This is a genomic window from Embleya sp. AB8, assembly GCF_049739465.1.
Lineage (GTDB): Bacteria > Actinomycetota > Actinomycetes > Streptomycetales > Streptomycetaceae > Embleya.
Genome location: NZ_JBMHHY010000015.1, coordinates 198891 through 224371, shown reverse-complemented (window position 1 = coordinate 224371; position 25481 = coordinate 198891). Strand labels below are relative to the sequence as shown.

Here is a 25481-nt window from a genome sequence, read left to right as displayed (position 1 = left end):
GTCGAGCCTCGTGGAGAGGGGCCTCGGTGCATACCTTTCGCGGATCGGATGTCACTCTTGACCGCAACGGATTCCGATCCAGGAGGTAGGTCGTCATGACATCGCTCGCGGTTCAGCTCGCGGTCGAGGAGAGCAAGGTCACGCCCGGGCTGCTCGGGTTCGTGGTGGTGGCCGGGATCGCGGTGGCCACCTGGTTCCTGTTGAAGTCCATGAACCGCCAGCTCAAGCGGGTCGACTTCGAGCAGGACGGCAAGCCGGCCGAGGCGAAGCCGGTGCAGCGCACGGAAGACAACGGCGCGCCCGTGGCCTGATCGCCGAACCCGATCGGCCGGCGCGCGACGCGATCTCCGCGCCCGCCTTTGTAACGCGGCTCCACACGTGCGTGTGCGGTGCCGCGTTGGTGTTCTGCTCCCCGAGAAAAGTATAGTCTTAGCTATACTCGGCTGCATGGACAGCGAGTGGGAGATCCTCCTGGTCGACGAGGTGCGCGACTGGATCGAAGGCCTCGATGACCTGGCACACGCCCGGGTGGTGCAGGTGCTGGATGCCCGGGCGGAGGGGGCCCGGGACTCGGGCGGCCGTTGGTCGACACCATTCATGGCTCGTCGATGGCGAATCTGAAGGAACTGCGTCCCGGTACGGTGCGCATCTTGTTTGCCTTCGACCCGTGGCGTTGCAGCATTCTGCTGGTGGCAGGCGACAAGGCCGGGCGGTGGAACGAGTGGTACCGGCAAGCGATTCCGCTGGCCGAAGAGCGCTATGAGACCTACCTGAAGGAACGAGCCCAAGACGAAGGAGGACGATCGTGAGCGGCTACACGCGCTGGCAGGACATCCGCGCCGAGCATGTTGCCCGCGCCGGCGGCGAAGAGGCCGTGCGAGCGGGCAAGGAGGAGCTTCTCGCCGAGACGACCGGCCGCAGGTTGGCGGAACTGCGGCGAGCCCGAGGGCTGACCCAGCAGGAAGTGGCCGATCGTATGGGCGTCACCAAAGGGCGGGTGTCGCAAATCGAGCGGGGACACATCTCCGGCCAGGACGTCCTCGCCCGATTTGCCGTGGCTTTGGGCGGGCGTCTGCATCAGGCTATTTATTTCGACGATGGGGACATCGCGGCCATCGCCTGACAGCGCATGGTGGCGGAGCCGGGCGTCGTACGGCGCGCGGTGGGGTTGACGGGTCTTGCGGGCGTCGGCACGCAAGGATGGTGGCATGCCTAATCGCCTTGCCGGATCCACCTCGCCCTACCTTCTGCAACACGCTGACAACCCCGTCGACTGGTGGCCGTGGGGTGAGGAGGCGTTCGCGGAGGCCCGTCGCCGTGATGTGCCGATCCTGCTCAGCGTCGGGTACAGCGCGTGCCACTGGTGCCACGTGATGGCGCACGAGTCCTTCGAGGACGAGGCCACCGCCGCGATCGTCAACGCCAACTTCGTGGCGATCAAGGTCGACCGCGAGGAACGCCCGGATGTGGACGCGGTCTACATGGAGGCCACGGTCGCGATGAACCAGGGCCAGGGTGGCTGGCCGATGACCGTGTTCGCGACGCCCGATGGCGAGCCGTTCCACTGCGGGACGTACTACCCGAACGAGGCCCGGCACGGGATGCCCTCGTTCCGGCAGCTGATGCACGCGGTCAAGACGGCCTGGACCGACCGCAACGACGAGGTGCGTCGGGCCGGTCTGCAGATTGCCACGTCCCTGGCCGCCCCGCGTGAGTTGCACGTCGACGGTGCGGCGCCGACCGCCGAGGACCTGGCCGGCGCGTTGGAGTTGCTCGCGCGTGACTACGACACCGTGCACGGGGGCTTCGGCCACGCGCCCAAGTTCCCGCCGTCGATGGTGCTCGAGTTTCTGCTGCGCCACCATGCCCGGACCGGGTCCGAGCAGGCCCTGGAGCTTGCCCAGGAGACGTGTGAGGCGATGGCTCGGGGTGGTCTCTACGACCAGCTCGGGGGCGGGTTCGCGCGGTACTCGGTGGACGAGGCGTGGGTGGTGCCGCACTTCGAGAAGATGTTGTACGACAACGCCCAGCTGATTCGGGTCTACACCCACCTGTGGCGGGCCACCGGGAGTGAGTTCGCGCGTCGGATCGCGCTGGAGACGGCCGACTTCGTGGTTCGCGAACTGGGCACGCCCGAGGGCGCGTTCGCCTCCGCGCTGGACGCGGACAGCCTGGACGCGGACGGGCGGTCGGTGGAGGGGGCGTACTACGCCTGGACCCCGGCCGAGCTGGTCGAGGTGCTCGGGGCCGAGGACGGTGCGTGGGCGGCCGAGGTGTTCGCGGTGACCGAGGCGGGCACGTTCGAGCACGGCAAGTCGGTGCTGCAACTGCTCGACGATCCCGAGGACATCGAGCGACTGACCGACGTACGGGCGAAGTTGCTGGCCGCGCGGGAGTCGCGGGCCCGGCCGGGGCGGGACGACAAGGTGGTGGCCGCGTGGAACGGGCTGGCCATCGCGGCGCTGGCCGAGGCGGGCACGCTGTTCTCCCGCCCGGACCTGCTGGATGCCGCGCTCGCCGCCGCCGATCTGCTGCTCGCGGTGCATCTGGGCGGGGACGAGGACGACGAGCTGGGAGACCGCCTGGTGCGTACCTCGCGCGACGGGCGGCCGGGGCCGAACGCGGGTGTCCTGGAGGACTACGCGGATGTGGCCGAGGGTTTCCTGGCGTTGTACGCGGTCACCTCGGACGACGCGTGGTTGACCTTCGCCGGGGTGCTCGTGGACGTGGTGCTCGGGCATTTCGTGGCCGAGGACGGCGCGTTCTACGACACCGCCGACGACGCCGAGGTGCTGTTCCGTCGGCCGCAGGACCCCTCCGACGGGGTCACCCCGTCCGGCTGGACCGGCGCGGCCGGCGCGCTGCTCGGTTATGCGGCGCACCTGGGCTCGGCCGAGCACCGCGAGGCGGCCGGGCGCGCGCTCGGGCTGGTCCGGGTGCTGGCCGCGCAGGCGCCGCGCCAGGTCGGCTGGGGGCTGGCGGTGGCCGAGGCGTGGCTGGACGGCCCGCGCGAGATCGCCGTGGTCGGGCCGCGCGACCAGGACGCGACCTGGGCGCTCTACCTGACCGCGTTGATGTCCACCGCCCCCGGCGCGGTGGTGGCGATGGGCGACCCGACCGACGAACACCCGGTCCCGCTGCTCCGCGACCGCCCACTGGTGGACGGCCGCCCGGCGGCCTACGTATGCCGCCACTTCACCTGCGCCGCCCCGGTCACCGACCCCGAACAACTGGCAGACCAGGTATTGGCCAAGGCAGTGGCCCGAGCCTGACGCCGGGCGGGGGCAGCCGACCTGCCCCCGCCCCGACCACCCCGACCACCCCGACTGCCCCGACTGCCCCGGCGTCGGGCCCGGCGTCGCACCCAGCGCCCGCGACCCGTGCCCGAGGCCGTGCCCGAGGCCGGGGCCGTGCCCGGAGCGGTCGGCCTGCGCCTGACCCGTTTCGAAACGGGCGTGGGGTCGGCCCGTACCCAGCGCCCGCGGAGTGCCCGCGCCCACAACCCGTGCCCGCGCCCGCGACCCGGAGCGGTCGCCCCAAGCCCGACCGGCTCCGAAACGGGCGCGGAGGCCGCCCCGCACCCCGCACCACGCCCCCCACGCCCGGTGACACGCGCCCGTGGCTCCGGCCTGCCCACCGCTACTCCGCCGGGCCCCGTCATCAAGGCCGCACCCGCGCCCCGCCGCCATCATCGTCACGGGCTCTCCCGCAACCCCGTCTCCAGCTGCGCAAGCGCCCGGTCGACCAACTCCACCGGGTCCGCCACGCAGCCGCCCTCGGCCCAGGTCCGGAGTGCCTCGGACATTGCCGCGTTGATCGAGGCCGCGGCCACCCGGAGTTCGAAGTCGTGCGCCGGGCGGCCGGTGCGGGCCGCGTAGGCGGTCGCGATCAACGTCCAGGACTCCAACTGCTGTTCGTACGTGCGTCGACGCAGCGCCGGCACATTGAGCACCAGGGTCATCCGGGTCGCCATCTCCTCGCGGTCCTCCCGGATGATCTTGCGCATCGCGTCCATCACACCCGTGCGCACGATCCGGATCAGGCTGGTGCCCTCGGGCGCGGTGCGCAGGACCTCCACGAGCAGGGGGTCGTACTCGTCGGTGAGCACCACGTCCTCCTTGCTCGGGAAGTAGCGGAAGAACGTGCTGGGCGAGATCTCCGCGGCCTCGGCGATCTGATCCACGGTGGTCGCCTCGTAGCCGTGCTCGCGAAAGAGTCGATAGGCCTCGCGGCGGATCGCCTGACGGGTCTTGATCTTCTTGCGCTCGCGCAGCCCCACGGGGGCGACGGGCAGGTCAGGGATGGAGGACTCCTTCGCGGTCATGCTCCGATTCTCCCGGTACGGTCGGGTCGCCCGCAGACGCCGGGTCGCCGCCGGCGCGGCGGGGCAGGAAGGTCGCCACCGCGACGGTGAGCACCAGCGCAGCGACGCCGCAGATCAGCAGGCTCAGATTCATCCCGTGGACGAACGCCTCGCGGGCCGAGTCGAGCAGCGCCGGGTCCGCGCCGTGGCCCGCCACCTTGGCCGCGCCGCCGATCGAGTCGCGCGCGGCGCCCACGACCCGACCGGGCCGTCCGCTCGTGTCGAGCCGGTCCAGGTACGCGGAGGCGAGCACGCTGCCCAGGATCGCCACCCCGAGCGCGCCCGCCACCTGGCGCAGCGTCTGCACCAGGGCCGACCCCATCCCGGCCCGCTCCGGCGCCAGGTTGGCCATCACCGCGTCCATCGAGGGCACCAGCGACAGGCCGATGCCCAGGCCGGTCACGGTCAGCCAGCAGGCCGTCCACCCGTATCCGTCGTGCACCGAGCCGGCCGCGCCCATCAGCAGCCCCGTGCCGAGCACGAGCAGTCCGCTCGGGATGACCACCTTGTAGCCGAACCTGGGCACGAGCCTGTCGCCGGAAAGCGCCGTCACGAACAGCCCGCCCAGCAGCGGCAGCAGCCGCAGTCCGGTGCCGAGCGCGTTGTGCCCGTCCACGCTCTGGAACCGCTGCGGGATCAGGAACAACACGCCGGCCATCGCGAAGGACGGCACCAGCGCGGCGACCGTGCCCCACAGGAAGTTGCGGTCGTGGAAGAGCCGGAAGTCGATCATCGGCTGCCGGGCCCTGGTCTCGCGCACCGCCAGGCCCACGATGAGCAGCCCCGCCGCGCCGAACAACGCGAGTACGCGGGCGTCGCTCCAGCCCCACTCGGGCGCCTCGATCAGCGCGAAGATCAGCGTGGTCAGTCCCGTGACGACCAGGGTGGTGACCGCGATGTCCACCTTGGGCGCGTCGGCCGAGCGGGACACCGGGAGCAGGACTGTGCATACGAGCAGGGCCAGCGCGACCATCGGGATGTTGATCAGGAACACCGAGCCCCACCAGAAGTGCTCGAGCAGCAGCCCGCCCAGGATCGGGCCGAGCGGGATGCCGAGCGCCGTGCTCGCGGCCCAGACCGAGATCGCCTTGCCGCGCTCGGCGGCCGGAAAGAGCGAGGGCAGGATGGACAACGACAGCGGCATGATGAACGCCCCGCCGACGCCCATCAGCGCACGGGCGGCGATCACCCCCTCGACCGAGCCGACCAGCGCGCCGACCACCGAGCCGACGCCGAATATGGCGAGCCCCACGAGCAGGAAGCGCCGCCTTCCGTAGCGGTCGCCGATCAGTCCGGCCGGGAGCATCAGCGCCGCGAACACCACGATGTACGAGTCGGCGATCCACTGCAGATCGCCCGTGCTAGCGCCGAGTTGATCGCTCATCGTCGGCATCGCCACGTTGATGATCGTGGTGTCCAGGCCGACCACGAGCAGCCCGATCACCAGCGCGCCCAACGCCCACCACCGCCTCGGGTCGGGCGGCCCCTCGGCCTTTGTCGTCCGGTCCGGACCAGGCTTCGTCGCGTCCATGACATACCCCTTCGATTGAGTGTCTCTGCCTTATGACAGTAACTCTCAAAATCGACCGACCGTCAGGATTCTCGGCAAAGAGCAGCCCAAGCTCGGGGGAAAACCCGGAAAAGCCCGAAGGCCCGCAACTCCGAACGGAGCTGCGGGCCTTCGGGCCGAGGAGTGTGGTCGGTCAGCCGAGTGCGACCAACGCGACGGCGACGAAGTGGCTCGCGAAGGCGAGCAGTGTGAAGGCGTGGAAGACCTCGTGGAAGCCGAACCACTGCGGCGACGGGTTGGGCCGTTTGATCCCGTAGACCACCGCGCCGAGGCTGTAGAGCACGCCGCCGACGATCACCAGGACCACCACCGCGACGCCGCCCTGGCGCATGAACTCGGGCAGATAGAACACCGCCGCCCAGCCCAGCGCGACATAGATCGGGGTGTAGAGCCAGCGCGGCGCGCCGATCCAGAACACCCGAAAACCGATCCCGGCGAGCGCCCCGATCCACACCACCCACAGCAGGATTTGGTCGCTTTTGCCCAGCAAAAGGATGGTCAACGGGGTGTACGTGCCCGCGATGATCAAGAAGATGTTGGCGTGATCGAGCCGGCGCAACACCGCCTCGCCGCGCGGCCCCCAGTTGCCGCGGTGGTAGACCCCGGAGGTGCCGAAAAGCATCGCCGCGGTCAGCGCGAACACCCCGCACGCGATGCGGGATTTGGTGTCCCCGGCCAGGGCGACCAGAACGATGCCCGCGGCCACCGCGAGGGGAAAGGTCCCCGCGTGGATCCATCCGCGCAGCCTGGGTTTGATGGGCGACAAGGGCGCCTTGAAGCCGTGCGCGTCCACACTCATGAGCCCGAGTGTACTTACGCCCACGTAAGTTACTGGTAAGTACAAAGTGAGACGCATCACGGGAGATCTTGTCCCGGAGGGGCGCGAAACCGCACGTCTTTGGGGTTTTCGGTCCGGTACGGGGCACAACTTCCAGGTGGGGCCCGGTCCCGGGCGGTGCTGCGTTCGACCGACCGGATAAAATCCCCGCAACCCTCAACCCGACGCCGGGGACTCGCCGTCCCGGGCGCGAAATGGAGCGATCGTGGCCAACGAGGTCCCGACGAAACACAGGCAGCTGCTCGACTGGGTGAGCGAGATCGCCCAGCTGACTCAGCCCGACCGAATCGAATGGTGTGACGGTTCGGAAGAGGAGTACCAGCGCCTCGCCGACCTCCTCGTCGAGAAGGGCACCTTCCGCAAGCTCGACGAAAACAAGCGCCCCAACAGCTACTACGCGACCTCCGACCCTCGGGATGTCGCGCGCGTCGAGGACCGGACCTACATCTGCTCCGAAAAGGAGGAGGACGCGGGTCCGACCAACAACTGGATAGCCCCGGCCGAGATGCGCACCAGGCTCGGCGGCCTGTTCGCCGGCTCGATGCGTGGCCGCACGATGTATGTGGTGCCGTTCTGCATGGGTCCGGTCGGTTCGCCGCTGTCCGCCTACGGCGTCGAGATCACCGACTCCGCCTACGTCGCGGTCTCCATGCGCACGATGACCCGGATGGGTCAGCCGGTGCTCGATTTCCTGGGCACCGACGGCGAGTTCGTCAAGGCCGTGCACACCGTCGGGGCACCGCTCGCCGAGGGCGAGGCGGACGTGCCGTGGCCGTGCAACAGCGAGAAGTACATCACCCACTTCCCCGAGGACCGGGAGATCTGGTCCTACGGCTCGGGCTACGGCGGCAACGCCCTGCTCGGGAAGAAGTGCTACGCGCTGCGCATAGCCTCGGTGATGGCGCGTGACGAGGGCTGGATGGCCGAGCACATGCTGATCCTGAAGCTCACGCCTCCCTCGGGCGCCGAGCCGAAGTTCATCGCCGCCGCCTTCCCGTCCGCGTGTGGCAAGACCAACCTGGCGATGCTCCAGCCGACCATCCCGGGCTGGACGGTGGAGACCGTCGGCGACGACATCGCCTGGATGCGCTTCGGCGAGGACGGCCGGCTCTACGCGATCAACCCCGAGGCGGGCTTCTTCGGGGTGGCGCCGGGCACCGGCGAGCACACCAACGCCAACGCGATGAAGACCATGTGGGGCAACTCGGTCTTCACCAACGTCGCGCTCACCGACGACAACGACGTCTGGTGGGAGGGCATGACGGAGGAACCGCCCGCGCACCTGATCGACTGGAAGGGCAACGACTGGACTCCGGACTCGGAGACCCCCGCCGCCCACCCCAACGCGCGGTTCACCGTCCCGGCCGCGCAGTGCCCGACCATCGCGCCCGAGTGGGAGGACCCGAAGGGGGTGCCGATCTCGGCGATCCTCTTCGGCGGCCGGCGGGCCAGCGCGGTGCCGCTGGTCACCGAGTCCTTCGACTGGCAGCACGGCGTCTTCCTCGGCGCGAACGTCGCCTCGGAGAAGACCGCCGCCGCCGAGGGCACGGTGGGCGAGTTGCGCCGCGACCCGTTCGCCATGCTGCCGTTCTGCGGCTACAACATGGGCGACTACATGGCGCACTGGCTGGACATCGGCAAGGCCACCTCGGCCGACAAGCTGCCGAAGATCTACTACGTGAACTGGTTCCGCAAGGACGCGGACGGCAAGTTCGTCTGGCCGGGCTTCGGCGAGAACAGCCGGGTGCTCAAGTGGATCGTCGAGCGCCTGGAAGGACTCGCCGACGGCGTGGACTCCCCGATCGGCGTACTGCCCACCCGCGAGTCCCTGGACCTGAAGGGCCTCGACCTCACCGACGCGGAACTCGACCTGCTGCTGACGGTGGACCGGGAGATCTGGAAGCAGGAGGCCGGGCTGGTTCCCGAGCACCTGGAGAAGTTCGGCTCGCACACCCCGCAGGGGCTGTGGGACGAGTACAACAAGCTGGTCGCACGACTCGCCGGCTGAGCTGACTCGACGTCAAAATACCGGTACGCTCCGGGCCCGGCGGGATCCCTTCCCGTCGGGCCCTCGGCGTTTCGACCGGATTCCCGCCGCGCCGGATCCGCGCCGGACCGCACCCGGTCGCCGGCTTCGGGGCGAACGCGCGGCAATCGCGACACGCCGCCGCGAAGCCGACCTTCACCGCATCTTCACGCCCGTCCTCCGCCGCGTGTGACATCGAGGGGCGTCGGACGGGAGTAGGGTTTTCGGCGCGGGTGATCACGGACGGAGGAGCAGGTGGACATGGGCCTGCGGGACCTCGCATACGGCGCGTACGGCAAGCACATCGAGGCGTCGCTCGACCGTACGGTGATACCGCGTCACGTCGGCGTCATCCTGGACGGCAACCGCCGCTGGGCGAAGGCGTACGGCGCACAAGTGGCCGAGGGACACCGCAAGGGTGCCGACAAGATCCACGAACTGCTCACCTGGTGCGAAGAGGTCGGCGTCGAGGTGGTCACCCTGTGGCTGCTGTCCACCGACAACCTCAATCGGCCGCCCGACGAGCTGGCCGACCTGATGGGGATCATCGAGAACGCGGTCGGCGACCTGGCCGCCGCGCGCCGCTGGCGGGTGCACCCGGTCGGCGCACTCGACCTGTTGCCCGTACACACGCGCGAGGTGCTCAAGCGCTCCGAGGCCGAGACCGCGGACCTGACCGGGGTGTTCGTCAACGTCGCGGTCGGCTACGGCGGCCGGCACGAGATCGCCGACGCGGTCCGCTCGTTGCTTCAGGAGCACGCCGGCAAGGGCACCTCGATCGAGGAACTGGCCGAAGTGCTCGACGTCGAGCACATCGCCGAACACCTCTACACCCGCGGCCAGCCCGATCCCGACCTGGTCATCCGAACGTCGGGTGAACAGCGGCTGTCCGGTTTCCTGCTGTGGCAGAGCGCGCATTCGGAGTTCTACTTCTGCGAGGCCTTCTGGCCGGACTTCCGCAAGGTCGACTTTCTCCGGGCGCTGCGCGACTACTCCGCCCGGCACCGCCGCTACGGCGCCTGACGCCTCGTCAGCCGGCTTGTCCGGACCCGGCGTTCCACCGGTGTGTGATCATCCGGTTTGTGTTGGAGGGGCCCCGGACGGGAATAACCCCGTCGGGCCGGCGCACATCATGTGGGCCGGTGCGATATGTGGGTGACACCCCGTCACCTGCCCGGGAGGCCCTTCCGTGCACTTCAAGCTCCACTGTTCACGGCGACAGGAGGGCCGGGCACCCGGCCTTCGGGCCGGGGCCCGGACTCCGAGCGATCAGGGCGCACGGTGCGCGTGCCCTGAGAGGGGGCGAGGCACTCCGTGGCCACGATCCAACGCCGTGCTCCGCAGCACCGGACGTATGTCCTCGACACCAGCGTGCTCCTGGCCGATCCGTCGGCGCTCTTGAAGTTCGACGAGCACGAGGTGGTTCTGCCCGTCGTCGTGATCACCGAGTTGGAGGCCAAGCGGCACCACCCGGAACTGGGCTACTTCGCCCGACACGCGCTGCGGATGCTGGACGAGTTGCGCACGCAGTACGGGCGCCTGGACGCGCCCGTGCCGATCGGGGAAGCCGGCGGCACCCTGCGGGTGGAGCTCAATCACATCGACGCGACCGTATTGCCGCCCGGATTCCGGCTGGGCGACAACGACTCGCGAATCCTGGCGGTGGCCAGGCACCTCATGGCCGAGGGGCACGATGTGACGCTGGTATCCAAGGACGTGCCGATGCGGGTCAAGGCCTCCGCGGTGGGGCTGAGCGCGGAGGAATACCGCGCCGAACTGGTGAACACCTCCGGCTGGACGGGGATGGCCGAACTCACGGTCGACTCGGCCGACATCGACGCCCTCTTCGAACACGACCGCACCCACATCGAGCAGGCCGTCGACCTGCCCTGCCACACCGGCCTGGTCCTGGTCTCCGAGCGCGGCAAGGCGCTCGGCCGGGTCACCGCCGACAAGCGGGTCCGGCTGGTGCGCGGCGATCGCGACGTGTTCGGCCTGCACGGCCGCAGTGCCGAGCAGCGGATAGCGCTGGATCTGTTGCTCGACCCGGAGATCGGCATCGTCTCGATGGGCGGCCGGGCCGGCACCGGCAAGTCGGCGCTGGCCATGTGCGCCGGCCTGGAGGCGGTCCTGGAGCGCAACCAGCACCGCAAGGTGATGGTCTTCCGGCCCCTCTACGCGGTCGGCGGCCAGGAGTTGGGCTACCTGCCCGGCACCGAGAACGAGAAGATGAGCCCCTGGGCCCAGGCGGTCTTCGACACGCTCTCCGCGGTCACCACGGCCGATGTGATCGAAGAAGTGGTCGCGCGCGGGATGTTGGAGGTGCTGCCGCTCACCCACATCCGCGGTCGGTCGTTGCACGACGCGTTCGTGATCGTCGACGAGGCGCAGTCCCTGGAGCGCAATGTACTGCTGACCGTGTTGTCGCGGATCGGCAGCAACTCGCGGGTGGTGCTCACCCACGATGTCGCGCAGCGGGACAATCTTCGGGTCGGCAGGCACGACGGAGTGGTCGCGGTGGTGGAAAAGCTCAAGGGGCATCCGCTGTTCGCGCACGTGACGCTGACCCGGTCCGAGCGGTCGCCGATCGCGGCCCTGGTGACCGAGATGCTGGAGGACCTGCCGGGCTGACGGATGCCTGGTGAGCGGACGTGCGGGGGAGTGCTCGGCGAATCCCGTGGGCGCACCTCGTAGGCGACCCCGCCGTCGATGTCTCGACTGCTTCGAGATGTCGGCGGCGGGGTTTTGCCGTGTTTGCCGTGTCCGCATATTCCGGGTGGAAACGGTCTGTGTGGGAAATGGAAAAGGCTTGGCGATTGTGGGAGTTGTGATGTTCGCCACGCCCGTGGAAATTGCTTCCGAATGTTTGGCTGAGGCAGGCTGCTGGACTTGTAGGACCTCCGCGTACAGCGCCGCCCGACAACTCGACACTTGAGTCGCTGTACGCCGCCCATTGCCCGCGCCGGGAAAACCACCGGCCGCGCCGCACGGGCCGAAGCGCTCTCGCCGAGGGACGCGGGAAGACCGGGGGTTGGACTCGTACGCCGCGTTCGCGCGGTGCGCGCCTGTCGGAAGGAACGTGTGTGAGCCGGATCTCGGTTCGGGGGATAGCCGTGGCATCCGCCACCGCTGTCACGGCCGTTGGCGCCGTGGTCGGATTCAGTGGCACGGGCGTTTCCGCGTCCGCCGACGCCCAGACGGTAGACGAAGCGAGCAGCACGAAGCTTCTCGAGGTTCCGGCGGCCCCGCAGGCGCAGGAACTGAGCACGGGGATCACCCACCAGGCCGACGCGCAGACCGCCGCCTACGACGAGGCGCAGCGGGTCCAGGCCGAGGAGGCCGCGAAGGTCAAGGCCGAGAAGGAAGCCGCGGACAAGGCCGCTGCGGACAAGGCCGCGGCCGACAAGGTCGCCGCCGACAAAGCGGCTGCGGACAAGGCTGCCGCGGACAAGGCGGCTGCCGACAAGGCCAAGGAGCGCGCGTCCCGTTCGGACACCCGCGGCGCGGTGGAGAAGGTGTCGGCGTCCGCCGCCGACGCGCAGGCCATCGCCAAGTCGATGATGAGCTCGACCCAGTACCAGTGCTTCAGCAACATCGTCGAGCGCGAGAGCGGTTGGCGGGTCGACGCCACGAACTCCTCGTCCGGTGCGTACGGTCTGGTGCAGTCGCTGCCCGCGAGCAAGATGGCCTCGGCCGGCTCCGACTGGCGGACCAACCCGGCGACCCAGATCAAGTGGGGCCTGGGCTACATGAACAGCACCTACGGCAGCCCGTGTGGCGCGTGGTCGTTCTGGCAGAGCCACCAGTGGTACTGAGTTCTTCGTACTGAGCTCTTCGTACTGAGCTCTTCGTACTGAGTTCTTCCTTGGCTTCGGGCCGAGCCTTCTTGGTCTCCCCGGCTTCGAATCGAGCCCCGCACGCGGCGACGCGGTGCGGGGCTCGGTCGTTTGGCGCTCCTGTCGCGCCTGTTGAGTTCGTCGCGTCGGTCGGATCCGCCGTCAGATCCGCTCGATGATCGTGCCGGACGCGTTGGCGCCGCCCGCGCACATCGTCACGAGCGCAAACTGCCGGTCGGTGCGTTCCAGTTCGTAGAGCGCGGTGGTCAGCAGTCGGCCGCCGGTGGAGCCGACCGGGTGGCCCAGCGCGATCGCGCCGCCGTTGACGTTGACCCGGTCCAGGTCGGCCTTCTGTACCTGGGCCCAGGACAGCACCACGGACGCGAACGCCTCGTTGACCTCGAACAGGTCGATGTCGGACATCGACATCCCCGAGCGGGCGAACAGCCGCGCGGTCGCGTCGTTGGGGCCGTCCAGGTGGTAGTGCGGGTCGGCGCCGACCATCGCCTGCGCAATGATCCGCGCGCGCGGACGCAGGCCGAGTGCGCGGGCCTTGTCCTCGTCCATGATCAGCAGCGCGGCGGCGCCGTCGGAGATCTGCGACGAGTTGCCGGCGGTGTGGATGCCGTCGGGCAGCACCGGCTTGAGCCGGGTCAGGCTCTCGATGGTGGTGTCCCGCAGCCCCTGGTCGCGGTCGACCAGGACACTCTCCCCGGTGGGCTTGCCCTCGGCGTCCAGTACGGGCGCCCGGACCGGGATCACCTGCGAGGTGAACCGGCCCTCGTCCCACGCCCGTTTGGCGTTGGCCTGCGAGCGGACCCCCAGCGCGTCCACGTCGGCGCGGGTGATGCCGCGGTTGCGGGCGATCCGTTCGGCGGCGGTGAACTGGTCGGGCAGGTCGACCGCCCAGTCCTCCGGCTTGGACTTCTGGCCCGGCTTGGCGGTGTGCCCGAGCGGGTTGCGGCTCATCGACTCGATGCCGCATGCAACTCCCGCATCGATGGCGCCGGTCGCGATCAACCCGGCGATCAGGTGCACCGACTGCTGGGCCGAGCCGCACTGGCAGTCGATCGTGGTGCCCCCGGTGCGGTGCGGCAGGCCGGCGTAGAGCCACGCGTGCTTGACGATGTCGCCGGACTGCTCGCCGGCCTGGGTGACACAACCGCCGATCACCTGGTCGATCAGCTCGGGGTCGATCCCGGCCCGCTCGATCAGCCCGCGTTGCACGGCCGAGAGCAGTTGCACGGGGTGCAGGCCGGCGAGCCGGCCGTTGCGCTTGCCGATCGGGGTGCGCACGGCTTCGACGATGACGGGGTTGCCCATGGGGTCGCTCCTAGCGAGTCCTGAGTGGCCGGTCCTCGGGGCCGGGCCACGGGTGGCGACGCGTTGGTGTCGCGGTGATGTGGCGCTGAAGTCGCGTTGATGTCGCGCTGATGTCGCAGTGATCCAGCCTGAGTTCAACCTGAGTTCAGCCTGCCTCAGGTGTATGACTAAGTCAAGGATATGGTGGTTGCGGGTGGGAGTGATGGGGCTGAAAGGGACTACCGGAACGTGAGATTCCGCATGGGATTCCCAGGCGTACTACGCTTGCCCCGTGTTGAGCGATCGAGCGGGTGCGGAGCGTCACATCAAGCCGCGAGCGGATCGACGCGCGGAGATCATCAGACACGCCTGTGCGCTGTTCGCCAAACGGGGCTACGGCGGCACCACGGTGCGGCAGATCGCCGAGTCCGCCGACATGCTCTCGGGCAGCCTCTACCACCATTTCCCGTCCAAGGAAGCGATGTTGCTCGAGGTCCTGGACGGCTTCTTCGCCGACATCATGACCCGCCAGCGGGCCACGGTCGAGCGCGGCGACGACCCGATCGACACGCTGCGCGGGCTGCTGCGGGACAGCCTGGAGGTGATCGGGAACAGCCCGGACGCGGCGATCGTGGTGGTCGGCGAATCCCGCCGGCTCTCCGGCAGCGAGGGCTTCGTCTGGTTGTCCGAGCGCACCGTCGAGGCGTCCACGCTGTGGGGCCGGGTGCTCCGCCGGGGCGTCGAGGACGGCAGCCTGCGCCGCGACCTGCATCCCGTACTGCTGTCCCTGATGTTGCAGTCGGCGGTGTGGGGGATGGCCCAGTGGTACCGGCCCAACGGCCGCTACGACCCGGACGCGGCGGCCGGGCGCCTGGTGGACCTGTTCGTGCGCGGCATCGTGCTCCCCGGGCGCTACGCGTCGCAGCGGATCTGCAACCTGCTGGGCCCGGCTCGCGACGCGCCGCCGACGTTGCGCCGGGTCGGGCCGGTCGAGGACGTCCGGGTCGAGGCCGAGCGGCGGATGGCCGAGGCGCCGCGCCGGACCGACGCGCGCACCCGGATCCGGATCGCCTCGAACCTGCTGTTCGAACAGGACGGCTACGCGGGGACCACGGTGCGCCGGATCGCCGACCTGGCCGGTGTGCCGGTGGGCAGCCTCGCGCATCACATCGGCTCCAAGGAGCAGTTGCTGGACGAGCTGCTCGGCGAGTTCCTCTGCGATCTGCGCACCGCCTTCGACAAGGACGCCGCCGGGCAGCCGGAACCGGTGGACCGGTTGGCCGGGTTGATCGGGCGGACCGTGGAGGCGCACGCCTACCACGGCGTGTCCACGGTCCTGGCGATAAACGAGGTACGCGGCGACGAACTCCCGGCGAGCCGACTGGCCGCCCAGCGGGCCAAGGTCTCCGACACCTGGACCCGGGCGCTGGCGGCGGGCATTCGGGCCGGGGACTTCCATCCGGACCTGGATCCGCTGTTCACTCAGCGGGTGTTGCGTACCGCGATCTCGACCGGGAGCCGGATCCATCGCGGGATGGGGGTGCGCGACGCGGTGGGGCTCTACCGCGAGGTCGCGCTGGTGGGGATGCGGGCGGCGTGAGGGTGCGGCGAGGCGGGGCGGCGATTTGGGGGCGTGCGGGTCGCGTGGGTGCGATGCGGAGTGGGTCGGCGGTTGCGGGGCGGGCGGGCCGCGCGGGTGCGCCGCGAGGTGGGCCGGGGACTCCGGGGCGGGCCGGGGGAGTTCGGCCGCGGCGGCGGGTGGGCCGGGTGCGTTGGGCGGCGCGGTGGTGCCGGGCCACGTGGGGTCGGTGGGCGATCCGGTGCCGGTGGACGATCCGGTCCCGGCAGGTGAGTTGGTCGTCGCGGCCGGGGCGGTGAGCGGGGTTCGGGCACAACGCGAGAGCCCGCCCCCGGGTGGTGGGGACGGGCTCTCGTGAGGTTGTTCGCCGGTGGGCGAGGTCAGGGCGTGCTCAGCCCTGCGCCCGGCCCGGCTCAGCCCTGTTCAGCTCTGTTCGGTCTCCAGCGTGACGCCGACCGCGTGGATCACGGCGGCGATCTTGATCGCCTCCTGGATCGTCTCGCGGGGCACGCCCTCCTTGCGCAGGACCTGCTCGTGCGACTCCAGGCACCGACCGCAACCGTTGATCGCCGAGACGGCGAGCGACCACAGTTCGAAGTCGGCCTTCGGCGCACCCGGGTTGGCCATGATGTTCATCCGCAGCCCGGCGCGCAGGTTGCCGTACTCCGGGTCGCCGATGAGGTGCATCGACCGGTAGTAGATGTTGTTCATCGCCATGACCGCGGCGGCGGCCTTCGCGGCGTTGAACGCCTCGGCGGACAACCGGCTCTTGGCCTCCGGCTCCAGCTCGGCGAGCACCTTTTGGCTACGCGTGGCGATCGCGCACACCAGCACGGTGCCCCAGAGCGTCTGCTCGGGCAGCTTCGAGTTGCCGACCACCGAACCCAGGTTGAGCTTGAGGTCCTTGGCGTATTCGGGCAGTGCGGCCTTCAGTACGTCGAGACCCATGGATCAGGCGCTCATCAGCGCGGCGGCGTCGAGGGTCTCGCCGCCCTTCTGCCAGTTGCACGGGCACAGCTCGTCGGTCTGCAGCGCGTCCAGGACCCGCAGCACCTCGTCGGGGTTGCGGCCCACGGAGCCCGCGGTGACCATGACGAACTGGATCTCGTTGTTCGGGTCGATGATGAAGACCGCGCGGTCCGCGACACCGTCGGCGTTGAGCACACCGGCGGCCGAGGACAGCTCGCGCTTGAGGTCCGACAACATCGGGAACGGCAGGTCGGTCAGGTCCGGGTGGTCCTTGCGCCAGGCCAGGTGCACGAACTCGGAGTCCACGGACACACCGAGCAGCTGCGCGTCGCGGTCCTGGAAGTCCTCGTTGAGCCGGCCGAACGCGGCGATCTCGGTCGGGCATACGAAGGTGAAGTCCTTCGGCCAGAAGAACACCACGCGCCACTTGCCGTCGTACGACTTGTTGGTGATCTGCTCGAAGGCCTTGTCCGCCTCCAGCGACACGACGCCGGTGAGGTCGTACTCGGGGAACTGGTTACCGACAGTAAGCACTGGGTCTCCTCCGTGCGGGGGCCGAGAGGGCAGGATCACCATCCCGGTTGGACGTACGCGAGCAACCGTGTCACAGTCCAACTGATCGGGGAAATAAGACTTCGATCATGAACTGATAGGCATGGGCTATCAGTGCATCCGGGATCGAGCCACACCGGCCCGACCCGGCTGGATCACGCCGGCTGGATCGCGCCGAGCAGGACCGACCACGATGCCGGCTCGACGGCGAGGTGGCCGACATGGGGGTCCGCGTCGATGCGATTACGTAGTGTTACTTTCGCTGGGCGCATGATATCCTGCGTCCAATGAAAGTGTTGCCGAGTCTGCTTCCGATACTGCGATCGCAACTGCAAGGCGAGTTGCTCGCACTCGTGCTCCTGCACCCGGAACGCGAGTACACCGTCACCGAGTTGGCCACCGACCTCGCGGTGTCCGCTACGGCGGTTCTGCGAGAGGTTGTCCGGTTGGTCGATGGTGGCATCCTGTCCGATCGGCGATTGGGACGCAGTCGCCTCGTCAGGGCCCGCACGGACACGCCGTTGTTTCACCCGTTGAGCGATCTCATAGCCGCTTCCTTCGGCCCGATGCCGCTGCTCACCGAGACGTTGGCGGGCCTCGATGGCGTACGGCAGGCATATATCTACGGCTCTTGGGCCGCGCGATACAAGGGCGAGCCGGGTCCGCCACCCGCCGATGTCGACGTCCTGGTCGTGGGTGATCCCGACGCCGATGCGCTCTTCGACCTCGCCGAAGAGGTCTCCCGCCGGCTGCATCGGGAGGTCAACATCCATCGGGTTTCCGTCGCGTCGTGGGAGGCGCGTACGGACGACCCGTTCCTCACCAGCGTTCGCGAACGCCCGCTGGTCCGGTTGAACTTGGCCCCGGAGGCCCCGTGACACGTTGGAATCAAGGGCGGTCGACCGTCGACGCCCTTATCGGAAGTGGCGAACTGGAACGTGTGCCAGCCTCCCAGGAGGCCGCCGAGGCGGAGCTTGCCCGGGCGCGTACCCATGTCCGGTCCGCACGGCAGTTGTCGGCCACGGACCCGGAGGGCGCGTACACGTTGGCCTATGACGCCGCGCGCAGGGCACTGGCCGCGGTTTTGCAGAATCAGGGACTGCGTGCCACCAGTCGTGGGGGTCATGCCGTCATCTACGAGGCCCTCCGTGCACAACTTGATCCGCCGCTCGGAGCCGTGCTGCGGCCTTTCAGCCGTATGCGCGCCCGGCGCAACGAAGTCGAATACCGGTCCTCGGAGGCTCCCGCAGTCACCCCGGAGGAGGTGGCAGCCGACTTGACGAAGGTGGAGGCACTCGTGGACCTCGCGGAAAAGGCGATCCCGAACATGCCGCGCTACTGAGGCCGGATTGCCTGCTCAGGCTTCCCAAGGATCCCGACTGCCGCGCTGCGTCGGCCGGGCCCGCCGTGATCGTCCACCTGGTCGGCTCTGGCGTTGCCTCCCTTGACTGGCGTCGGCCCCGGGGTGTCGGTGGGTGCCGCTACCGTCCCTCGGATGAGTATCGAACCGACCCGCGGCGGCGGGGCCGAGGTCCGGGTCAACCTGTCTCCGGAGGCGGTGGAGCGGGTGCGGGCGTTGATCGGACTCGGGCTCGCCGCGTCGATCGAGGACTACGTGGCCGACTCGGTCCGCAACCGCCTTGCCGGGTTCCAGGACCTCGCCGGCGAATCCGCCCGCCGGCCCGACGGCGACCCGAGGGAATGGGTGGTGCCGGGTCGCCACGCATAGTCGGCGAATGGCCCTGCGTTGCGGGGACGATCCGGCTTCGTCGTGGGTCAACTCGCCGTTTGCCAGCGCACTTTGACGCTGGAGAGGGGCACCGTTGCCGACGCGGTCGGGCTGCTTGTAGCACCTTGTGTCAACGAAGGTGGGCCCTGTCGGCGGCAGGGCCCGCTGTTCACCAAGGTTGTTCGGCGGATCAGGCGGTCTTGATGGAACCGATCAAGGCTGACCACGATGCGGGTTCGATGGTGATGTGGCCGACGGTGAGGTCCTTGGAGTCGCGGGTACCAACGACGCCATCGAATGGCGCCACCTCGACGCATTCTTGGCCGCTCTGGCCGCTGTAGCTCGACTTCCGCCAACCGGAGGACTGAGGACGCGCCTTGTTCATGTGCTCTCCAAGAGGTCTCGCAGCAGCCGTTGCGAACGCGAGGGGGAAAGAGCCTCGGCTCGCAACAGATCGTATCGACGCTGCATCTCTGCGACTACGTGGCCTTCGGTGATCATCTGGCCCTCGACCATGCCGTCTGCTGCGTAAGCGCACTCACCGCGGCCGGGAATCGAGAGCAGGACGAATGGGCCATCCATGCAAGGGTGCAAGCCGCAGTCCATCGGGACCACTTCGAGCACTACGTTCGACAACTCGCCTACCTCCAGCAAGTGCGCGAGCTGCGGCCCGGCTACCTGTGGATCATGCTTCAGGCGGAGGAGGGCGGCCTCGTCGACAGCGGCCCAGTATTGCGGCGCATCCGTCTTGGTCAGCAGGCGCTTTCGCTTGAGTCGCCGTGCAACCCCGGACTCGATGGCCGCCGGCGGAAACCTGGCCTTGTGCAGGAGGGCCCGGATGTACTCCTCGCACTGGAGCAGCCCGGGGATGGCCTGTGGCTGGAAGGTACGGATGCGGGACGCCTGCCGTTCGGACTCCGCGAAGGTCTCGAACCAGCCCTGCCCTTCCGCCAGGCGATACGCATGGAAGGCAGTGGCGATCAATAGACCTGTTCCGCCGAGGGCCCGATCGATATCGGCGACGAACTCGAGGCTGGGCCGGCGTTCGGCGGTCTCGATCTGTCCAACAAATGACCCTGTTGAATGCAAGTCGCCCCCAAGCTTCTGCTGGGTCATGCCTGCGAGTTTGCGGTGAAATCGCAGGTGGGCGCCGAAGAGGTCCCACATCGAGGCTTCCGGGTCCAGATCTTTCGCAGCCGGCATTGCGCACCTATTTCTCAGATTCCACTGCTGAACCCTGCCCCGTTCCCAAGGTAGGCCCAAAGGTGTTCACTCGGTAGCAGTTCAGTCACAGTGGGGCAGATCGGCCTGCTGTCGCTGCACACGGAACATCGTCGTGAGGAGCACTTCATGGGCGTGTTGGAGGGTGTGAGCCGGATGACGCTGAGCGTCTACCGCCTTTACCCGAATGGTGAACGCGAGGACATCAAGGCTCCTGCGGATTTCGAACTGGGCGACGCCTCAAGGTGGTTGCCGCAGACTCGAAGTCGGCTGCAGGGCGAACCGCCGACGCCGGCAACGCCCGAGTAGCGCGGTCCCGGCGTGGGGTTGGCGATGGCCGAGGATGAGGCCAAAGTCCGTTTCAGGCGTGGGCAGTACGTGGTCGGGCGTCGTGGGTGGGCGCACACCGTCGCGGAAGGGTCCGCCGAACCCGTCTACCAACAGGTGCCCCGTTGCCGGGTGTTGGGCGTGATCGAGCATCCGGCCGGGATCCACTACCGGGTGCGTGGTTGGTGGGTGGTGCCGTTCCGATTCGTGGTGCCTGGCGACCAGTTGGTGCTGCATCCCGACCAGAGAGAGGCATGGGGACCCGATGGACGCCCGTGATCGTCCAGCCGCCGGGTCACTCGGTGCCGTGGATTCGATGGGAGCACGAGGTCCATCGGATCCCGCGCCCGCCCGGCCGACAAGGGCGAAGTTCCTGACTCGCGATCGGTCGGCAATCAACCTGAGGGAGGACTTTGACGTGCAGCCTGCTCGACCGGCGACCGCTCGGCAAGCGAACCCCGGTTCCCCATACGTCGTTCGGTATCGCGAGGGTGACTACGTGGAGCCCGTGGACGATGCCCACCAGGCCGTCCGGCCTCCAGGGCAGGTGCTCTGCGCGATCACCCTCCCCACCGGACACCAACGACTCAGGGTGATACCACTCGGCGGCGGCAGCATCTGGGAGATGCTCGCCGACAGTGTCCGGCGCATCGACGCGCCGAACCGCTCCAAGCCTTGACCGAACTCCCGTGCCCACGCGCTCCGACGACTGAACCAGCCCCATCGGGGCTCATATACGGGTGCCGTCACAGCGGCACCCCAACCCGCGTGCGGCCGATCCGTACGCGGAAGGGGGCAGGGGTGAGCCGGCAACCTCCGTTCACAGTTGGTCGGACCCCCTGCCCCGCCCCACCGTCGGCCGGCCGCATGAGCGCTGTTTCCCCGAGTGGGAAGCGCCGATGTCGCGACTCACAGCGGACACGACGCGCGAACCCGGTCGGAGGTGACGCGCCAGGACCTGGACGGTCCGCCGGAAGCAGAAGGCCCGTACCCCATACGGGTGTTCCGGACCGCGTGCCGGGCGCACGCACACACGATGGATACCGACTCGACAGCTGGGAGGTACGGCGATGGGTGATCACGAAAAGCCGGGCGAGGACGGAGACAGCAAGACCCCCCAACGGCAGAAGGATGGGCAGTGGCCGAAGGACAAGCCGATCCCGCCGAACGGTCCGAACAAGGACAAGGACACATGAGCGCCCGGCCCGTGTGGAATCGTGTGTTCGCGGACACACCCCGCCGCCCTTACATCCCCGCCGTGGTGTGGGCGGGGGACGACGATGCGCGGATCGACCGCACCGTGGACCCGGACGCGTGGGCGGATGCCGTAGCGGCGGATATCCCGCTCGTTACCCAAGTGGATGACGGGACGGACGTCGGACACATGATCCCCACGTCATCCGCCTCCATGCCGTCACTCGTTCGGCTCATGCTGGAACAGCTCGACCCTCGCACGGATCAAAACGTCCTCGAACTCGGCACGGGAACCGGCTGGTCCAGCGCGCTCTTGTCCGCCGCGTTGACCGAGGGCAGCGTGACCACCGTCGAAGTGGACGAACAGGTCGCGGGCGCCGCTCGCAAGACCCTGAAAGACCACTGCCGGACGACCCTGCCGACCATGGTCGTCGGTGACGGGCTCGAAGGGCACAAGGAAGGAGCGCCGTACCACCGGCTCATTGCGACGATGGCGGTACGACACGTGCCCTACGCATGGGTGGAGCAGACCACATCCGGCGGGGTGATCGTCACGCCCTGGGGGAACGTGTACAACAACTCCGGCCTCCTGCGGCTGATCGTGGGCGACAACGGCACGGCATCGGGCCGGTTCGTGGGGAACGTCAACTTCATGTGGGCCCGCTCGCAGCGCTCGAAGTTCGACGGTCGGCGGTTCGTGGGCGACGTCATCTCGGACCCCGACACGGCCAGGATTCGGCACACCCTGACCGACCCGCGTCCCTTGCGGGAGGAACATGCGGACTTCGCGATCGGGCTTCGGCTGCCCGAGGTCGAGCATCGCACGTTCTTCGGAAGGGGCGACCGGGCCGAGGAGTTCACGGTCTGGTACGCCGATGGGGAGTCGTGGGCGGCCATCGACTACAAGCCGGGCGTGGACTCGTACGAGGTGAACGAGTCCGGACCGCGTGATCTGTGGCGGGAGATCGAAGCCGCCTACGACGCGTGGCGCGCGCAGGGTGAACCCCCGCGAGAACAGCACGGGGTCACCGTGACCCGCGATGGCCAGTGGACGTGGCTCGACGGACCGAACGGCCGGGTGGACATCGGGCCGACGCGTACGTAGTACGACAACGCAGCCACCACCCCTACCGGCAGGCGCTCGGCCGGGGCGCCCTGTCGAGCACCTGCGAGCCCTTGTCGGGTCGCTGACGCGCACCCCCGACACGGAAAGGCTCTCCGCCTATCGTGCCGGGCTGCGGGCACGGGCTCAGCAGGGGACCTGAAGTTCTTGGATCAGTCGGGTCGCCTCGTGGCGGGCGGGCTCGTACAAGGGGTCGGCCGGGTCGCCATACCCGCCGACTACCTTGGCGCAGAAGAACAGGGCCATTACCCGGCCCTCAACACTCTCCAGGTCCGCCCGACGTTCACGGCGTACGCGCTCGGCCAACTGCGGGACCGCAAGCGAGGTGCCCCACAGCGTTGAGGCGTCCAAGCCGCGGGGAGCCATACCCCAATCCTCCCAGTCCAGAATCCAACACCGGTGCGACGATGTCAGGTTGGCCCAGTGGAAGTCGGCGTGTGCCGGCAGCCACGTGCGAACCGTCGTGTCGACGGGCTGCGCAAATGCTTCTCGGATCGTCTTCGAGACCAGATCCTGGGTGATCGTCACGGTGTCCGGGGTCGCCACCCTTGTCGTCCTCTGCTTCGCCAAGGCATCAAGTGACGTGTTGAGCGACTGCCACCATTCATCAGGCAACAGCGGATCGAGCCGAAGCCTCCCACCCGGTTTCACCGGCCGCGCGGTCAGCAACTCGGTCTCGTCCGCCCGCCACATCATTGGCGCCTTGGGATCCCGCCACGACATACCTGCGAGCCATCTTGGTTGGGCAACACCCTCCAGGACAGCCGCAGCCTCGATCCCGTTCCAGCCCTGGCCATCGATTCGCGCCAGTGGACGACGCTCGATACGTACCCACGTACCCCGACTGGTAGCGCCGCCGATGGAGCGCCGCTTACGGAGCACGGTGGCCGGCTCCAACCGCGTTCCGAAGCCGCGTTCGACCCGGTCAAGGACGCCTTCGATGGCTTCGGTACGCAAGTCCCCTGCACGGCTCATCTCGCGAAGCTAACGCCTACAGGCGGTCGAGAACGACACAACACGACCCCCGCGGCCCCCGATTCACGGGTGGGCGGGACGACTTGGCGTATTCGCGCATCTGCGCGGCCGAGGTGCTCGGTCCTGGACCGGGCCGAGGAATCGGACGCCGACACCCCCGTCGCTCGCCTTGCCCCCATGCCGCGCGTGCGTTGCGCCAAGGTCGCCCGCAACAGATCCCGATCCGGTCGGTGAGGGGCAACAAATTCCGGAACGGGAATGCCGGCCATGATGCCTTGCTGCGCCGCCCCGAGCGTCCATAGCCTGGCGGCAACCACGGCGAAGGAGTTCGGCTGTGCAGCTCGATAAGGTCAGTGGCAACGGGAACTGCGGCAAGGACGACTGCCCGACCGTCTACCGGACCGACCGAGGGACGGTCGCGGTCCAGGGGTACACGATCACCGACGCGGACAATGTCGAGCCGGCGGCGAACGAGGCATTGGTGGAGATCCCGTTGAGGGTATTTCTGGAGGCCGCGCGTGCGATTGACGGGTAGGGCCTGGCCGGAGTTCTTCGACACCTACGAGCGCTCTGCGTTCCGGCTCGAAACCCTGCCGGTCTATGCGATGCACGATGAGCAGGACGAGTTTCGACGCTTCCTGGCCGGCGAGCGGCCTCCGCCGGATCTCCATTACACCTGGCTGGATCGGGTCGCCAAGTTCCGGGCCACCGGGAGAACCATCGGCCGTGTGCATGTGCTCACGCGCCCGCTCACCGATTACATCCGCTATGAATTCGACTGGGCCTACGCGTTCAACGTCCAGGCGGGCGAAGACATCCGGATCCTCGATGTGACGGATTCCCCGGAACACCCGCTGCTGAGCGCCGGCGACTTTTGGATGCTGGACGAGAAACACGTCGTCAGCCTGCAATATCGCGAAGACGGCACGCAGATCGGACGCGAACTTCTCACCGATCCGGATATCGCGAAGTACGTCGCACTCCGCGATCTGGCCTTGGCGGGCGCCGTCCCGTTCGAGGACTATCGGACAGCCTGATTGATCGAGCCGGCCGAATCGGGTAATCGCCGCGCCGACCTGGCAAAGGCGCTCAAAACCCTGCGCCTGGACTCGGGACTGACCGGCGATCGGCTGGCCCTGCGGGCGAACATGAGCCAAAGCAAGGTCAGCAAGATCGAGAATGGCAAGACCTTGCCCAGCGTGCTCGATGTGGATCGCATCATTCACGCTCTCGGTGTACCGGCGGATCTCGCGGACGAACTGCTCGCGTTGGCGCGCCTGGCGAACACCGAGTTCCACGATGTTCGCTCCTCGCTGCGCAGAGGGCTCCAGCATCGCCAACGGGACCTGGCGGCTCTGGAGGCGTCCGCGACTGCTCTGCGCTACTTCCTGCCGGTGATGCTGACCGGACTTCTGCACACGCCGGAGTATGCGAAGGCAAGCATGGGAGCCGGGAACCACGCCTTGGCGATCGCGCGGAGACTCGAACGCCAGTCGATTCTCTACGACGAGTCGAAGTCGTTCACATTCCTGATCACGGAGCCTGCGGCGCGCTGGCCGCTATGCCCGGCTCCGGTCATGGCGGTGCAGATCGATCGCCTGATCTCCCTGTCCCGATTGCCGAATCTACGCCTGGGCGTGATTCCCATGACCGGAGTGCTTCCGGACGGACCCCTCAACACGTTCACCGTCTACGACGAACGTTTGGCGACGGCCGAGACGTTCGGTGGTCTGGTGGTCATGCGTGACCCGAGGGATATCTCGCTGCATCTGGAAACGTTTGCCGGGTTCGAACGACATGCCATATTCGGCTCGCCTGTTCGAGCCTGGCTGGAGTCGCTCGCCGCCGAGTTTCGGGCACGGTGAGGCACGCCGGAC

At 68.5% G+C, this 25481-nt stretch carries 28 protein-coding genes and 1 pseudogene; 19 read left to right on the top strand and 10 right to left on the bottom strand.

The features are described 5' to 3' along the window. Window positions 1-95 precede the first annotated feature (95 nt). From ABIA38_RS23605 to ABIA38_RS23590, 4 genes and pseudogenes are all read left to right on the top strand, one after another. A complete protein-coding gene (locus ABIA38_RS23605; RefSeq protein ID WP_424640767.1) occupies window positions 96-311 on the top strand; it encodes a hypothetical protein in 216 nt (71 codons plus the stop codon). 136 nt (window positions 312-447) lie between these two features. Then, window positions 448-809: pseudogene (locus ABIA38_RS23600) on the top strand (type II toxin-antitoxin system RelE/ParE family toxin). Beyond that, window positions 806-1123, top strand: a complete 318-nt coding sequence (locus tag ABIA38_RS23595; protein ID WP_046507367.1) for a helix-turn-helix domain-containing protein — start codon at window positions 806-808, stop codon at window positions 1121-1123. Before ABIA38_RS23600 ends, ABIA38_RS23595 begins: the two are co-directional and overlap by 4 nt. Window positions 1124-1208: 85 nt before the next feature. After that, window positions 1209-3272: a thioredoxin domain-containing protein gene (locus ABIA38_RS23590; RefSeq protein WP_424640766.1), complete on the top strand. Its 2064-nt coding sequence runs from the start codon at window positions 1209-1211 to the stop codon at window positions 3270-3272. Between the two features lie 422 nt (window positions 3273-3694). Here ABIA38_RS23590 and ABIA38_RS23585 read toward each other — a convergent pair whose 3' ends face one another. The 3 genes from ABIA38_RS23585 to trhA form a co-directional block, all read right to left on the bottom strand. Next, window positions 3695-4324, bottom strand: a complete 630-nt coding sequence (locus tag ABIA38_RS23585; RefSeq protein WP_424640765.1) for a TetR family transcriptional regulator — start codon at window positions 4322-4324, stop codon at window positions 3695-3697. Beyond that, entirely contained in the window at window positions 4296-5894 is a 1599-nt protein-coding gene (locus ABIA38_RS23580; protein ID WP_424640764.1) for an MFS transporter, read from the bottom strand. The genes ABIA38_RS23585 and ABIA38_RS23580 overlap by 29 nt, the downstream gene beginning before the upstream one ends. Before the next feature lie 172 nt (window positions 5895-6066). Beyond that, on the bottom strand, window positions 6067-6732 hold the full coding sequence (gene trhA / locus ABIA38_RS23575; RefSeq protein WP_424640763.1) for a PAQR family membrane homeostasis protein TrhA: 666 nt from the start codon (window positions 6730-6732) through the stop codon (window positions 6067-6069). Window positions 6733-6976: 244 nt separating this feature from the next. On the opposite strand from trhA, the gene ABIA38_RS23570 reads away from it, so the two are divergent. From ABIA38_RS23570 to ABIA38_RS23555, 4 genes are all read left to right on the top strand, one after another. After that, a complete protein-coding gene (locus tag ABIA38_RS23570) occupies window positions 6977-8779 on the top strand; it encodes a phosphoenolpyruvate carboxykinase (GTP) (RefSeq protein WP_424640762.1) in 1803 nt (600 codons plus the stop codon). Window positions 8780-9058: 279 nt separating this feature from the next. Beyond that, window positions 9059-9820 carry an isoprenyl transferase gene (locus ABIA38_RS23565; protein ID WP_424640761.1) on the top strand — a complete coding sequence of 254 codons (762 nt, stop codon included), beginning with the start codon at window positions 9059-9061 and terminating at the stop codon, window positions 9818-9820. A gap of 291 nt (window positions 9821-10111) precedes the next feature. After that, window positions 10112-11428 carry a PhoH family protein gene (locus ABIA38_RS23560; protein WP_424640760.1) on the top strand — a complete coding sequence of 439 codons (1317 nt, stop codon included), beginning with the start codon at window positions 10112-10114 and terminating at the stop codon, window positions 11426-11428. Between the two features lie 482 nt (window positions 11429-11910). Next, on the top strand, window positions 11911-12612 hold the full coding sequence (locus tag ABIA38_RS23555) for a transglycosylase SLT domain-containing protein (RefSeq protein ID WP_424640759.1): 702 nt from the start codon (window positions 11911-11913) through the stop codon (window positions 12610-12612). Window positions 12613-12795: 183 nt separating this feature from the next. On the opposite strand, the gene ABIA38_RS23550 is transcribed toward ABIA38_RS23555, so the two are convergent. Continuing rightward, window positions 12796-13956: a steroid 3-ketoacyl-CoA thiolase gene (locus ABIA38_RS23550; RefSeq protein WP_424640758.1), complete on the bottom strand. Its 1161-nt coding sequence runs from the start codon at window positions 13954-13956 to the stop codon at window positions 12796-12798. 271 nt (window positions 13957-14227) lie between these two features. Between ABIA38_RS23550 and ABIA38_RS23545 the strand changes: the two genes are divergently transcribed. Next, complete coding sequence (locus ABIA38_RS23545; protein ID WP_424640757.1) at window positions 14228-15535, top strand: TetR/AcrR family transcriptional regulator; 1308 nt, start codon at window positions 14228-14230, stop codon at window positions 15533-15535. Window positions 15536-15937: 402 nt separating this feature from the next. On the opposite strand, the gene ABIA38_RS23540 is transcribed toward ABIA38_RS23545, so the two are convergent. The 3 genes from ABIA38_RS23540 to ABIA38_RS23530 all read right to left on the bottom strand — a co-directional run bounded on the left by ABIA38_RS23540 (window position 15938) and on the right by ABIA38_RS23530 (window position 17808). Further along, the gene (locus ABIA38_RS23540) at window positions 15938-16462 is read right to left on the bottom strand and encodes an alkyl hydroperoxide reductase (protein WP_424640756.1); all 525 of its coding nucleotides are present in this window, start codon (window positions 16460-16462) and stop codon (window positions 15938-15940) included. Between the two features lie 3 nt (window positions 16463-16465). Beyond that, window positions 16466-17017 carry a peroxiredoxin gene (locus ABIA38_RS23535; RefSeq protein WP_424640755.1) on the bottom strand — a complete coding sequence of 184 codons (552 nt, stop codon included), beginning with the start codon at window positions 17015-17017 and terminating at the stop codon, window positions 16466-16468. A 173-nt stretch (window positions 17018-17190) separates the two neighbouring features. Beyond that, window positions 17191-17808 carry a hypothetical protein gene (locus ABIA38_RS23530; RefSeq protein WP_424640754.1) on the bottom strand — a complete coding sequence of 206 codons (618 nt, stop codon included), beginning with the start codon at window positions 17806-17808 and terminating at the stop codon, window positions 17191-17193. Window positions 17809-17909: 101 nt separating this feature from the next. Between ABIA38_RS23530 and ABIA38_RS23525 the strand changes: the two genes are divergently transcribed. Then, window positions 17910-18377 carry a hypothetical protein gene (locus tag ABIA38_RS23525; RefSeq protein ID WP_424640753.1) on the top strand — a complete coding sequence of 156 codons (468 nt, stop codon included), beginning with the start codon at window positions 17910-17912 and terminating at the stop codon, window positions 18375-18377. A 153-nt stretch (window positions 18378-18530) separates the two neighbouring features. Continuing rightward, window positions 18531-18764, top strand: a complete 234-nt coding sequence (locus ABIA38_RS23520) for a hypothetical protein (protein WP_424640752.1) — start codon at window positions 18531-18533, stop codon at window positions 18762-18764. 190 nt (window positions 18765-18954) lie between these two features. On the opposite strand, the gene ABIA38_RS23515 is transcribed toward ABIA38_RS23520, so the two are convergent. Both ABIA38_RS23515 and ABIA38_RS23510 read right to left on the bottom strand, forming a co-directional pair. Continuing rightward, window positions 18955-19149: a DUF397 domain-containing protein gene (locus ABIA38_RS23515; RefSeq protein WP_424640751.1), complete on the bottom strand. Its 195-nt coding sequence runs from the start codon at window positions 19147-19149 to the stop codon at window positions 18955-18957. Continuing rightward, entirely contained in the window at window positions 19146-19931 is a 786-nt protein-coding gene (locus ABIA38_RS23510) for a helix-turn-helix domain-containing protein (RefSeq protein ID WP_424640833.1), read from the bottom strand. The genes ABIA38_RS23515 and ABIA38_RS23510 overlap by 4 nt, the downstream gene beginning before the upstream one ends. 126 nt (window positions 19932-20057) lie before the next feature. Between ABIA38_RS23510 and ABIA38_RS23505 the strand changes: the two genes are divergently transcribed. From ABIA38_RS23505 to ABIA38_RS23485, 5 genes are all read left to right on the top strand, one after another. Then, window positions 20058-20294 (top strand): hypothetical protein, encoded by a 237-nt coding sequence (locus ABIA38_RS23505; protein WP_424640750.1) that lies wholly within the window; start codon window positions 20058-20060, stop codon window positions 20292-20294. A 24-nt stretch (window positions 20295-20318) separates the two neighbouring features. Then, the gene (locus ABIA38_RS23500; protein ID WP_424640749.1) at window positions 20319-20591 is read left to right on the top strand and encodes a hypothetical protein; all 273 of its coding nucleotides are present in this window, start codon (window positions 20319-20321) and stop codon (window positions 20589-20591) included. Between the two features lie 220 nt (window positions 20592-20811). Then, entirely contained in the window at window positions 20812-20991 is a 180-nt protein-coding gene (locus ABIA38_RS23495; RefSeq protein WP_424640748.1) for a hypothetical protein, read from the top strand. Window positions 20992-21382: 391 nt separating this feature from the next. Further along, window positions 21383-21508, top strand: a complete 126-nt coding sequence (locus tag ABIA38_RS23490; RefSeq protein WP_424640747.1) for a hypothetical protein — start codon at window positions 21383-21385, stop codon at window positions 21506-21508. Then, window positions 21505-22611, top strand: a complete 1107-nt coding sequence (locus ABIA38_RS23485) for a methyltransferase (RefSeq protein WP_424640746.1) — start codon at window positions 21505-21507, stop codon at window positions 22609-22611. The genes ABIA38_RS23490 and ABIA38_RS23485 overlap by 4 nt, the downstream gene beginning before the upstream one ends. A gap of 144 nt (window positions 22612-22755) precedes the next feature. On the opposite strand, the gene ABIA38_RS23480 is transcribed toward ABIA38_RS23485, so the two are convergent. Then, window positions 22756-23604, bottom strand: coding sequence for a hypothetical protein (locus ABIA38_RS23480; protein ID WP_424640745.1), 849 nt, complete (start codon window positions 23602-23604; stop codon window positions 22756-22758). Between the two features lie 334 nt (window positions 23605-23938). Between ABIA38_RS23480 and ABIA38_RS23475 the strand changes: the two genes are divergently transcribed. The 3 genes from ABIA38_RS23475 to ABIA38_RS23465 are packed head-to-tail and all read left to right on the top strand — an operon-like array spanning window position 23939 to window position 25469. Further along, entirely contained in the window at window positions 23939-24139 is a 201-nt protein-coding gene (locus ABIA38_RS23475; protein WP_424640744.1) for a hypothetical protein, read from the top strand. Then, window positions 24123-24641, top strand: a complete 519-nt coding sequence (locus ABIA38_RS23470) for a DUF6879 family protein (RefSeq protein ID WP_424640743.1) — start codon at window positions 24123-24125, stop codon at window positions 24639-24641. Before ABIA38_RS23475 ends, ABIA38_RS23470 begins: the two co-directional genes overlap by 17 nt. Further along, window positions 24642-25469: a helix-turn-helix domain-containing protein gene (locus ABIA38_RS23465; protein WP_424640742.1), complete on the top strand. Its 828-nt coding sequence runs from the start codon at window positions 24642-24644 to the stop codon at window positions 25467-25469. Window positions 25470-25481: the final 12 nt, after the last annotated feature.